This is a genomic window from Mesorhizobium sp. B4-1-4 (assembly GCF_006439395.2).
Lineage (GTDB): Bacteria > Pseudomonadota > Alphaproteobacteria > Rhizobiales > Rhizobiaceae > Mesorhizobium.
Genome location: NZ_CP083950.1, coordinates 2,281,704 through 2,293,698, shown reverse-complemented (window position 1 = coordinate 2,293,698; position 11,995 = coordinate 2,281,704). Strand labels below are relative to the sequence as shown.

Sequence of the window (11,995 nt, the reverse complement as noted above, 5' to 3'; positions counted from 1 at the left end):
GCCCCTCACCCTTACCCTCTCCCCGTATAGAGACCGGGAGAGGGGGGCGTCAGCGCGGGAGCTTCTCCCTTCTCCCCGTCTCTATACGGGGAGAAGGTGCCGGCAGGCGGATGAGGGGCAGCGATGACCTCGGCGACTATCCCAGTATCCAGCCAGTTCGTACTCGCCAACGCCCGACTTCATGCGTCCCTGACACCAGGCCTAGCTGCAACCTTCGACAGCGATGGCTTTGCGCTTGCCGACATCAGCGTCGCCGACGGCAGGATTTCCAGCATCGAAGCGCGTGACCGCGCAACGGCGCCGGTCGACGCGGTCGATCTTGGCGGGCGTATCGTGTTGCCCTGTTTCGTCGACTGCCATACCCATATCGACAAGGGCCATATCTGGCCTCGAAAACCCAATCCCGACGGCACTTTCACGGGCGCGTTGAATGCCGCCGGCGCCGATCGCGTCGCGCGCTGGAGCGCCGAGGATCTTGCCAAGCGCATGGATTTTTCGCTGCGTTCCGCCTACGCGCATGGCACCAGGGCGCTGCGCACCCATCTCGACAGCGTCGCACCGCAGGAGGAAATCTCCTGGCCGGTGTTTGAGATGATGCGTGAGACATGGCGCGGCCGTATCGAATTGCAGGGCGCCTGCCTGCTCGGCATCGAGGGCGTGCGGGACAGGAAATGGTTCGACAGGCTGGCGAAACGGGTTGCCGCCGCCAAGGGCGTGCTCGGCGTCGTCACCTATATGGTGCCGGATCTGGAAGAGCTGCTCGACCATGTCTTCGCGCAAGCGATCGAGCATGGGCTCGACTTGGACTTCCACGCCGATGAGACCGACGACGTCGCGGCCATCTCGCTGAAGAAGATCGCCGAGGCCGCACTCTGGAACGGCTTCGCAGGCAAGATCCTCGTCGGTCATTGCTGCTCGCTGGCGCGTCAGCCCGACCTCGAGGTGCTGGACACGCTGGACAAGGTGGCGAAGGCCGGATTGGCGGTGGTGTCGCTGCCGATGTGCAATCTCTATCTGCAGGACCGGCGGACCGACCACACGACACCACGCTGGCGTGGCGTGACGTTGCTGCACGAGATGAGGGCGAGGGGTATTCCGGTCGCCGTAGCTTCCGATAACACGCGCGATCCCTTCTATGCCTATGGCGATCTCGACATGCTAGAGGTCTACCGCATGGCGACGCGCATCCTGCATTTCGACCATCCGGTCGCCGATTGGCCGCAAGCGGTCACCGCGACGCCGGCGAGCGTGATGCGGCTCGATGGCTTCGGCACGCTTGCCGCCGGCGGCGATGCCGATTTCATCCTGTTCAAGGGTCGGAGCTGGACGGAATTGCTGTCCCGGCCCGAATCGGATCGCATCGTCGTGCGCGCCGGGCGCGTGATCGACCGGCAATTGCCCGACTATGCCGAACTCGACGAACTGATGGTGGAATGATGGACGTTTCGGCGCTCAAAAGCGATCTCGACGGGATCAAACTCGACGACAATCCGGCCATCGTCCAGCAGAAGAGCCGCGACTTCTATTGGTACAGCCCGGTACTGAAACAGCAGCTCGACCATGTCACCGGCGACCTGATCGTGACGCCGAAGAACGAGACCGAACTGATCCGCGTGCTGGCCGCCTGTCATCGGTATGGCGTGCCGGTGACGCCGCGCGGCAGCGGCACCGGCAATTATGGGCAGGCGATGCCGCTTTCGGGCGGCGTGGTGCTGAACCTCGCCGAAATGAACGAGATCAGGTCGATCGCGCCGGGGCGCGTGGTGACCGGGCCGGGCGCCATCCTGGCCGATATCGACAAGGCAGCGCGCGCGCATTCCGGGCAGGAGCTGCGGTTGTCGCCCTCCACCTACAACACCGCCTCGATCGGCGGCTTCATCGCCGGCGGTTCGGGCGGCGTCGGCTCGATCAATTTCGGCGGGTTGCGCGATTTCGGCAATGTGCTGCGGCTGCGCGTGGTGACGATGGAGGCCGAGCCGAAAGTGCTCGAACTCACCGGCGAGGATCTGCACAAGGTGACCCATGCCTACGGCACCAACGGCATCATCTCGGAAGTCGAGATGCCGCTGACCGCGGCCTATGAGTGGGTCGATGTCATCGTCGGCTTCGACACTTTCATGGGCGCGGCGCGCTACGGCAATGCGCTCGCCCGCCAGGATGGCATCCTGACCAAGCTGATCACGCCGATATCGGCGCCCGTGCCGCAGCTCTATTTCAAACGGCACCAGAAGTTTTTCAGGGAAGGGCAAAGCATCTGCGTCGTGATGGTGGCGCGGCATGGGCTGGATGCTTTCCTTGCCTTCACCCGGCGGGCCGGCGGCGACGTGATCTTCAACGCCGCCGTCGCAACGCCGGACGAGAAGAAGGGCCTGCCGCCGGCCTATGAGCTGGCCTGGAACCATACGACGCTGAGGGCGCTGCGGGTCGACCCCGACATCACCTATCTGCAATCGCTCTATCCCTTTCCCAACCAGCTGGCGCTGGTCGAGAAGATGGACGCGATGTTTCCTGGCGAAGTCTTTTCGCATCTCGAATTCGTGCGGCTGGACGGCAACATCACCTGTTTCGGCCTGCCGCTGGTCAAGTTCACCACCGAGGCGAGGCTCGATGAGATCATACGGCTGCATGAGGAGAATGGCTGCCCGATCTTCAACCCGCATCGCTATACGCTGGAGGAGGGCGGGATGAAGCAGACGGATGCGGTGCAACTCACCTTCAAGCGCGAGACCGATCCGCAAGGCCTGCTCAACCCTGGCAAGATGATCGCCTGGGAAAACCCGGACTACGACTATCGTTCGGGCCGGACTTTTTTGTTCAAGGGGCTGCAGAGGGTGGGATGAGGAGAGGTTCGCGCGCGTCCACCCCCCTCTGGCCTGCCGGCCATCTCCCCCTCAAGGGGGGAGATCAACTGTCGCCTCGGCTTTCGCCAATCACCAATGCCAGAACGGAAGGGAAGCGTCGAAACTGCCAATCTCCCCCCTTGAGGGGGAGATGCCCGGTAGGGCAGAGGGGGGTGCCTCGCGGTGACCTGCGGGATCTTCTCCAGTGAATATCCTCGTCCTCTTTGCCCATCCGGTCGAGACCAGCTTCAATGGCGGCCTGCACCGTGTGATCGTCGAGCGGCTGAGGGCGGCGGGCCATTCGGTCGACGACTGTGACCTCTACGCCGAGGATTTCGACCCGAGGCTGACCCGCAAGGAGAGGCTGGACTATCACAACCAGCGCGGTCCCGGGGACGCTGTTGCGCCCTATGTCGAGCGCCTGTTGCGGGCCGATGCGCTGGTGCTTTCCTACCCGGTTTGGAACTACGGCTTCCCGGCGATCCTGAAGGGCTTCTTCGATCGCGTCTTCCTGCCCGGCGTGTCGTTCAAGCTGGTCGATGGCAAGGTGCAGCCTTCGCTGCACAACATCAAGAAGGTCGCCGCTGTCACCACCTATGGCGGCAGCCGGTTCCGCGCCATCTTGATGGGCGATCCGCCGCGCAAATTGATCAAGCGCATGCTGCGCGCAACGGTAAGGCCCGGCGCACCGGTGACCTACCTCGCGCATTACACGATGAATCTGTCGACCGACCAGACGCGGAAGGCCTTCATGACGAAGGTTGCGGCGAGCATGGATGCGTTCTGATGCGGGTCCTCGTCGTCTACTGCCATCCGGTGCCGGAAAGTTTTTGCGCCGCAATCCGCGACACCGCCTTGGACGTTCTGAGGCGCAGAGGCTGGGAGGTGCGGCTGCTCGACCTCTATGCGGAAAAATTCGACCCGGTGATGGGCTGCGAGGAGCGGCGCAGCTATAATGAGCGGGCGCCCCAGGACCCGGCGCTGAAGCCACATTTCGAACTGCTCAACTGGGCCGAGGCGATCCTGTTCGTCTATCCGACCTGGTGGTACGGGCTGCCGGCGATGCTGAAGGGCTGGCTCGACCGGGTGTGGGCCACCGACATCGCCTTCAAGCTGCCGGCCGGCAAGGGCGGGATCAAGTCGCTGATGACGCATGTCACCAAGGTCGGCGTCATCACCACCTGCGGCGCACCGACCTGGTGGAGCGTCGTCGTCGGCCAACCGGGGCGCAAGACCCTGCTGCGCGGAATGCGGGCGCTATGTGCGACGCGCTGCCGGACATTCTTCCTGGCACACTATCTGATGGATGCCTCGACGCCGCGGACACGGGCTGCGTTCCTGGCGAAGGTGCGGATGAGGCTGGAGAGGTTTTGAATGATTAGCGCCCTTCTCCCCGTTTGACGGGGAGAAGATGCCGGCAGGCAGATGAGGGGCAGCGCGAACTGATCAGACTCCGGCGCCGCCCCTCATCCGGCCCTTCGGGCCACCTTCTCCCCGTAAAACGGGGAGAAGGAAGAAGGAGCTACATCTTCACCCGCTCCGCCTTCGGATCATACATCGGCTTCAGTGACGCTTCCGCCGCAAAACGCTCGCCGGCGATCTCGATCTCGTAGTTCGAGGCCAGTACATCCGCCTCGCTCTCGCCATGGCACGGCACATAACCCAGCCCGATCGCACCGCCGAGATGGTGGCCGTAATTGCCTGATGTAACTGGGCCGACGATCTTGCCGTCGCGCAGGATCGCCTCGTTGTGGAAGAGCAGCGGTTGCGGGTCTTTCAGGCGGAACTGCACCAGCCGGCGGGCCAATCCGGCTTCCTTTTTCTTCAGCACCGCATCGCGGCCGATGAAGTCGCCCTTACCCGTCTTCACCGCGAAGCCGAGGCCTGCCTCCAGCACATTGTCCTCGTCGGTGATGTCGTGGCCGAAATGGCGGAAGGCCTTTTCGATGCGGCAGGAATCCAGCGTGTGAAGGCCGCAGAGTTTCAGCCCGACATCGGCACCAGCCTGCTCGATCGCCTCGAAGACATGAGCCGCCTGGTCGGTCGAGACATAGAGTTCCCAGCCGAGCTCGCCGACATAGGTGACGCGGTGGGCGCGGGCCAGACCCATGCCGATCTCGATCTCCTGGAAGGTGCCGAACGGGTGGGCTTCGTTGGAGAAGTCGTTGGGGCTGACCTTCTGGATCAGGTTTCGCGCATCCGGGCCCATGACGCAGAGCACGCTTTCGGCAGCGGTTACATCGGTAATGACGACGAACGCCTCGCCGATATGCCGGCGCAGCCAGGCCAGATCGCGCTGCAGCGTGGCGCCGGGGACGACGAGGAAGTAGGCTGTATCCGACAGGCGCGACACGGTAAGGTCGCTCTCGATCCCGCCACGCTGGTTGAGCATCTGCGTGTAGACGATCTTGCCCGGCGCGACGTCCATGTCGTTGGCGCACAGTTTCTGCAGGAAGGAGCAGGCGTCGCGGCCCTCGACGCGGATCTTGCCGAACGAGGTCATGTCGAACAGGCCGACCTTGTTGCGGACGGCCAGATGTTCCTCGCGCTGGTTGTCGAACCAGTTCTGCCGCTTCCAGGAATAGCGGTATTCGCGCTCCTGTCCCTCCCGGGCGAACCAGTTGGCGCGCTCCCAGCCGGCGACCTCGCCGAACACGGCGCCACGTGCCTTCAGATGCTCATGCAAGGGCGAGCGGCGCACACCACGCGACGTCGCCATCTGACGGTAGGGGAAATGATCGGCGTAGAGCAGGCCGAGTGTTTCCGAGACGCGCTCCTTGAGATAGCGGCGGTTCTTCTGGAATGGCTGGGTGCGGCGGATATCGACTTCCCACAGGTCGAAGGGCGCTTCGCCATCGTTGATCCACTGCGCCAGAGCCATGCCGGCGCCACCGGAGGAGACGATGCCGATCGAATTGTAGCCGGTCGCCATCCAGTAGCCCCGCAGTTCCGGCGCTTCGCCGAGATAGTAGCGGTCGTCGGGCGTGAAACTTTCGGGGCCGTTGAAGAAGGTGTGGATGCCGGCGGTGGCCAGCATCGGCATGCGGTTGACGCCCATTTCGAGGATGGGTTCGAAATGATCCATGTCCTCGGGCAACTGGTCGAAGCAGAAATCCTCGCGGATGCCGTTCATGCCCCACGGCTTGGCCACCGGTTCGAAGGCGCCGAGCATCATCTTGCCGGCATCTTCCTTATAGTAGGCGCACTCGTCCGGCACGCGCAGGACCGGCAAGCGGCTCAACCCGGGGATCGGCTCGGTGACGAGATAAAAGTGCTCGCAGGCATGCAGCGGGATGTTCACGCCGTTTTGCGCGCCAAGCTCGCGCGCCCACATGCCGGCGCAGTTGATGACGATGTCGGCCTCGATCGTGCCTTGGTCTTCGCCGCGTGCCCAGGACACGCCGGCAACGCGGCCCGCCTTCGTGTGGACCTTGGTGACCTTCACGTTCTCGACGATGGTGGCGCCGCGCTGGCGGGCACCCTTGGCCAAAGCCATCGCGATGTTGGCGGGGTCGCACTGGCCGTCGAGCGGCAGATGCACGGCGCCTACGACGTCGGAGACATTGAGATGCGGATATATCTCCTTGACTTCGCTGGGCGAGATCTCGCGCACGTCGACATCGAAGGCGCGGGCGAGCGAGGCCTGCCGGTAGATTTCGTGCTTGCGCTCCTCGGTCAGCGCCACGGTGATCGAGCCGACCTGGCGCATGCCGGTGCCGACCTCGGTCTCGGCTTCCAGCTTGACGTAGAGATCGGCCGAGTATTTCGCCAGCCTGGTCATGTTCTGCGAACCGCGCAACTGGCCGATCAGGCCGGCGGCGTGCCACGTCGTGCCCGATGTCAACTGCTTGCGCTCGAGCAACACGATATCGGTCCAGCCGAGCTTGGCCAGGTGATAGGCGACCGAGCAGCCGGACACGCCGCCGCCGATGATGACGGCGCGGGCTTTGGCGGGGATGGATTTGGGGGAAGGGGTATTCATGCGGCCTCGCGGCGATAGGTGAAAGCAAAACGGCGCAGCCGCAGTGCCGCCTCTTTGAGCACCGGCTCCGGCTGGCACAGGCTGATGCGGATGTGGCCGGCGGCGGCCTCGCCGAAGCTGGAGCCCGGCATCACGCCGACTTTCTCCTTGTCGAGCAGGGCGAAGGCGAATTTCTCATCGTCGGGTTCGACATCGGAGATATCGAGCATGACATACATGCCGCCCTCGGAACCGCGCACGGTCACATCGTTCGTGCCGCGCAAGGCGTCGAGCAAGACGGTGCGGCGGGCCGCATAGCGTTCGGCGATGTCACTGACGCCATAATGGTTTTCCAGTGCCTCGGCGCAGGCGATCGAGATGAAGGCTGGCAGGCCGTACGTGGTCACCAGATTGAGGTTGATGAGCAGCGCGATCATCGCTTCCGGACCCGTCAGCCAGCCCATGCGCCAGCCGGTCATGCCGTGGCTCTTGGACATGGAATTGATGACCAGCGTGCGTTCGGCCATGCCGGGCAGCGAACGCGGCGAGACATGCTCGCCGCCGCCCAGCGTCCAGTAGACCTCATCCGACAGCAGCCAGAGGTCATGCTCCCTGCAGATTTCGGCCAGTTGTTCCAGCCGTTCGCGCGAATAGACCGCACCTGTCGGGTTGTTCGGGGTGTTGATCAGGATGGCGCGGGTGTTCGGCCGCAATGCCGCGCGGATCATGTCGGCACGCGGCTGGAAACCGTCCTCGGCCGGTGTTTCGACGACGGTGAAACTGGCACCGGCGGCGCTGAACGTGTTGGGATAGGTGGCGTAGTAGGGCGCCACCACGATAGCGTGGTCGCCCTGGTCGAGCACTGCCTGCACGGCCGCGTAAAGTGCCGCCTGGCCACCGGGCGTGGCGATGACCTGATCCGGCGTTGTTTCAATGCCGGTGCATGCGGTGGAGGCCGCGGCCATCGCCTTGCGCAGGCGGGGCAGACCGGGCAGCGGCGTGTAGTGATGGTTGCTGCCGCGAACCGCCGCCACGCAGGCCTCGATCGTCTGCGAAGGCGTGTCGAAATCATGGTCGCCGACCGACAGCATGATGATGTCTTCGCCGGCTTCCTTGCGGGCCCAGGCGGCGAAATGAACCTCCCAGCCATCCTTGCCCGAAGGCACGATGCCGGAAATGCGCGATGATGGTCTAGGCATTTGTTACTCCCGAAATCTTACACCCTGTCTCTTCCAGCCGGTCGCGCAGCGCGGCAATGTGGCCCGGCCCGACCTCGCAGCAGCCGCCGACGATCTGGGCGCCGGCTTCGACCCAGCCCATCGCCTGATCGGCATAGGCCTCCGGATCGAGGTCGTGACGCGCGTGCAGCACGTCGACGGTGCCGCCATGTTGCAATGCCTCGATCGAGGTGAAGCCATTGGCATAGGCGCCAACCGGGCCGCCAAGTTCGATCAGCTCAGGCAGGGCCGCCGCGATTGCCTCCGGGCGGCAACAGTTCAGCAGCCGAGCGGCCACCGGCAAACCACCGAGGGCGTTTGCCGCGGCGGCAATCGTCTCGCCGCTGCGCAACCGGGGCTCACCGTGGTCGGCAAGCGTCCACGATACCCATACCTGCTTGCCGCTTTCCGACGCCGCAGTGACGGCCGCGCGCGCTTCCTCGGCGGACGCCATGGTTTCGCAAAGGAACAGGTCGACGCCATTCGCCTGCTCGGCGACGATACGGCGGTAGATGTCGAGCGTGTCCTGGTAGGAAATGGTCAGTGCCGGCGCGTAGCTGCCAAAAAGCGGCGACAGGCAACCGGCGATCGCCGTGTCGCCAGCCTCGTCGCGCGCTTGCCTGGCCAGGTCGATGCCGCGCTTCTGCAACGGTTTGAACAGGTCCTCCGCGCCTTCGCGCGCCAGACGTTCGGGCGTCGCCGAATAGGTGTTTATGGTAATGACGCGGGCACCGGCGCGGATGAACTCGGCATGCAGGCCGCGCACCAGATCGGGTTCGTCGATAAGAACCCTGGCCGACCACAGCGGCGTCGGCTCCGACTTGCTGCGCCGCACCAGTTCCTGGCCCATTCCGCCATCGGTGAGGATGACCCGCTTCATGCGCGCAGCCTCTCGTTCTTCGGATCCCACAACGGCTCGTCCTTCTGCACGACAGCCTTGAACCGGTCGCCGAAGATTTCGATCTCGACAGAGGTGCCCGGCTCGGTCAGGTCGGCGCGCAGCATGCCGAGCGCTATGGACTTGTCGATGCGATGGCCCCAGCCGCCTGACGTCGTTTCACCAACGATGTGGCCGCCATGCCAGAGCGTCGACATGTAGGGCGCGTCGCAATCGCCGGGGTTTTCCACCACCAGCGTGACGAAGCGTTTCTTCACGCCTTGCTGTTTCTCGTTCTGCAGCGCCGTTTTGCCACGGAAGGCGGGCTTTTCCCATTTGACGAAACGCTCCAGCCCACCCTGCAGGATCGAATAGTCGGTCGACAGATCGCCCTTCCAGGTGCGGTAGCCTTTTTCGAGCCGTAGCGAATCCAGCGCGTACATGCCAAACGGCTTAAGACCGTGTTTCTGGCCTGCGGCCCAGATGGCGTCAAAGACGGCAGCTGTGTCACCGACCCTGGTGTGGATTTCCCAACCGAGCTCGCCGGCAAAGGAGACGCGCACGAGCCTCGCCCAGTGGCCGGCTATTGTCGTTTTCTGATGCGTCAGCCATGGCAAAGTGAGATCGGCGTCGCAGACCTCGGCGAGGATTTTTCGCGAATTGGGGCCGGCGAGGATCTGGGTCGAATACTCCTCGGTGCGGTCGGTCAGCGTGAAGGCCGCATCCGCTGGCATGCGCAACTTCAGCCATTCGAAATCGTGCCATTGTGCGACCGCCGCGGTGATCAGCGTCATCTGATCCTCGCCATGGCGCACGACGGACATTTCGGTGACGATGCGCCCCTTGTCGTCGGCGAGGTAGACGAGCCCGATGCGGCCGGGCTTCGGCACCAGGCCAGTGACCTGCAGGCTCAGCCATTCGGCGGCGCCCGGGCCCTCAAGATTGAAGCGCGAGAAGCCGGGCAGGTCGAGGATGCCGGCGGCGTCACGCACGGCCAGGCACTCTTCGCGCACGCGGTGCTGCCAGGGCCCGTCGCGGCGGAAGGTCAGGGTCGCTTCCTCGGAGATATCGTCGCCGTCCTGCGCGTACCAGGTGGCGCGTTCCCAGCCATTATAGGCGTCGAAGCGGCCGCCGAGCGCCTTGGTGCGATCATGGATCGGCGACAGCTTGCGGTCGCGCCCTTCCGGCCAGGCATGGCGCGGGAACTGGATGGCGTATTCGTTGCCGTAGATTTCCATGCCCTTGGCGACGCAGTAGTCCGGTGCAGCAGCAAAAGAGGTGAAGCGGCGCGGATCGCACGACCACATGTCCCACTCCGTCTGGCCTTGCGTGACCCATTCGGCCAGCACCTTGCCGGCGCCGCCGCCTTGGGCAATGCCGAAGGTGAAGACGCAGGCCTCGAAGGCATTGGGGACGCCAGGCATCGGGCCGATCAGCGGATTGCCGTCCGGCGCATAGGGGATCGGCCCGTTGATGACCTTGGACAGGCCGGTGGTGCCGAGGATCGGCACGCGGGCGACGGCATCGGCCAGGTAGTGTTCCAGCCGGTCGAGATCGTCGGGGAAGAGCTGGAAGGAAAAATCCTCCGGCATCGGATCGTTGTGGGTGGCCCAGTGCGCGCGGCAATTGCGCTCATAGGGGCCGAGATTCATGCCGCCCTTTTCCTGGCGCAAGTAGTATGAGGTGTCGACGTCGCGCAGCAGCGGCAGTTTTTTGCCTTGTTCCTTCGACCATGCCGCCAGTTCGGGGATTTCCTCGAACAGGATATATTGATGGCTCATCACCATCATCGGCACTTCGCGGCCGAACATCCTGCCGACTTCGGCGGCGCGGTAGCCGGCGGCATTGACGACGATCTCGCAACGGATATCGCCTTGCGGTGTGGTGACCACCCATTCGTCCTTCTCACGGCGCACGCCGATCACGGGGCAGAAGCGGATGATCCTGGCGCCCATGTCGCGCGCGCCCTTGGCCAGCGCCTGGGTCAACTGCGCCGGGTCGATATCGCCGTCGCTCGGGTCGTAGAGCGCGCCTTCAAGGTCGTGCGTCTCGATAAAGGGATAGCGGCGTTTGATCTCGTCGACGCCGACCACGCCGATGTCCATGCCCTGGTAACGGCCCATGCCCTTGGCGCGCTGGAATTCCTGCATGCGCTCCTTCGAGTGGGCGAGGCGCAGCGAACCGGTGACGTGATAGTTCATGGGATAGTCGACCGCCTCGGCAAGGCCCCGGTAAAGCTCGGTCGAATAGCGCTGCATGTTCATCAGCGACCAGGACGAGGAGAAGGTCGGAACATTGCCGGCGGCATGCCAGGTCGAGCCTGACGTCAGCTCGTTCTTTTCCAGAAGCACGCAGTCGGTCCAGCCTGCCTTGGCCAGATGATAGAGCGCCGAGGTGCCGACAACGCCACCTCCGATGATCACCACGCGCGCCGTGCTCGGCAAACCCGCCATGTTCTTCTCCCAAACTTCAAGCGCGCTGCGCTTCTGCTTTTGTTTTGATGCATGTCGTCGACCCAAAACCGCGCACGGTCTTGGGCGACATGCATTTCAGTAGACGGGTGGCGAAACCACCCAGATGACAACCGCCGGCTCGGTCCCGGGATTGCGCCAGCGATAAGGCTTGCCTTCGAAGCGGAAGGAATCGCCTTCGCCGAGCCGGTGCCAGATGCCCGCGATCTCGATATCGAACTGCCCGGAGGCGACGTATCCGGCCTCCTCGGTCGGTCGGCGGGCCTCGGTCTTCAGCTCCGCGCCCGGCGCGAAGACCGAACGCACCATCTCGAAACTGCCACCGAGATCGGGCGACAGAAGCTCTTCGACCAGGCCGGATTCGCTGGTGCCAAGCGTGCGGCGCTTGCCCGCGCGCACAATCACGCCGCGCTCGCTTTCCTGGGGTACGTCGTGACTGAAGAACAGGCTGATCGGAACGCCGAACAGCTCCGCGAAGGCCCTGAGGTCGCTGAGCGATGGCGTTGACAGACCACGCTCGACCTGACTGACCCAACCGACCGAACGGTCAAGTTTCAGGGCGATCCCTGCCAGCGTCAGCCCGCGCGCCCTGCGCAGCGCCCTGATATCGCTTGCCAACACGCGTTCGT

At 64.1% G+C, this 11,995-nt stretch carries 9 protein-coding genes; 4 read left to right on the top strand and 5 right to left on the bottom strand.

Going from position 1 to position 11,995, the window contains the following annotated elements; all coding sequences use genetic code 11:
• Positions 1–123: 123 nt before the first annotated feature.
• The 4 genes from FJW03_RS11145 (at position 124) to FJW03_RS11130 (ending at position 4,214) form a co-directional block, all read left to right on the top strand.
• Entirely contained in the window at positions 124–1,437 is a 1,314-nt protein-coding gene (locus FJW03_RS11145) for a cytosine deaminase (protein ID WP_140765841.1), read from the top strand.
• Positions 1,437–2,840, top strand: a complete 1,404-nt coding sequence (locus FJW03_RS11140) for an FAD-binding oxidoreductase (RefSeq protein WP_140765886.1) — start codon at positions 1,437–1,439, stop codon at positions 2,838–2,840. Before FJW03_RS11145 ends, FJW03_RS11140 begins: the two co-directional genes overlap by 1 nt.
• Positions 2,841–3,045: 205 nt before the next feature.
• Positions 3,046–3,627 (top strand): NAD(P)H-dependent oxidoreductase, encoded by a 582-nt coding sequence (locus FJW03_RS11135; RefSeq protein ID WP_140765839.1) that lies wholly within the window; start codon positions 3,046–3,048, stop codon positions 3,625–3,627.
• The gene (locus FJW03_RS11130) at positions 3,627–4,214 is read left to right on the top strand and encodes an NAD(P)H-dependent oxidoreductase (RefSeq protein WP_140765837.1); all 588 of its coding nucleotides are present in this window, start codon (positions 3,627–3,629) and stop codon (positions 4,212–4,214) included. The genes FJW03_RS11135 and FJW03_RS11130 overlap by 1 nt, the downstream gene beginning before the upstream one ends.
• Before the next feature lie 148 nt (positions 4,215–4,362).
• Here FJW03_RS11130 and FJW03_RS11125 read toward each other — a convergent pair whose 3' ends face one another.
• The 5 genes from FJW03_RS11125 to FJW03_RS11105 all read right to left on the bottom strand — a co-directional run bounded on the left by FJW03_RS11125 (position 4,363) and on the right by FJW03_RS11105 (position 11,987).
• Positions 4,363–6,822, bottom strand: coding sequence for a GcvT family protein (locus tag FJW03_RS11125; protein WP_140765835.1), 2,460 nt, complete (start codon positions 6,820–6,822; stop codon positions 4,363–4,365).
• Positions 6,819–8,000, bottom strand: a complete 1,182-nt coding sequence (locus FJW03_RS11120; protein WP_140612360.1) for a pyridoxal phosphate-dependent aminotransferase — start codon at positions 7,998–8,000, stop codon at positions 6,819–6,821. Before FJW03_RS11120 ends, FJW03_RS11125 begins: the two co-directional genes overlap by 4 nt.
• Positions 7,993–8,898: a homocysteine S-methyltransferase family protein gene (locus FJW03_RS11115; protein ID WP_140612358.1), complete on the bottom strand. Its 906-nt coding sequence runs from the start codon at positions 8,896–8,898 to the stop codon at positions 7,993–7,995. Before FJW03_RS11115 ends, FJW03_RS11120 begins: the two co-directional genes overlap by 8 nt.
• Entirely contained in the window at positions 8,895–11,348 is a 2,454-nt protein-coding gene (locus FJW03_RS11110) for a GcvT family protein (RefSeq protein ID WP_140765833.1), read from the bottom strand. The genes FJW03_RS11115 and FJW03_RS11110 overlap by 4 nt, the downstream gene beginning before the upstream one ends.
• A gap of 96 nt (positions 11,349–11,444) precedes the next feature.
• Positions 11,445–11,987, bottom strand: coding sequence for a helix-turn-helix domain-containing protein (locus tag FJW03_RS11105; protein ID WP_181169175.1), 543 nt, complete (start codon positions 11,985–11,987; stop codon positions 11,445–11,447).
• Positions 11,988–11,995: the final 8 nt, after the last annotated feature.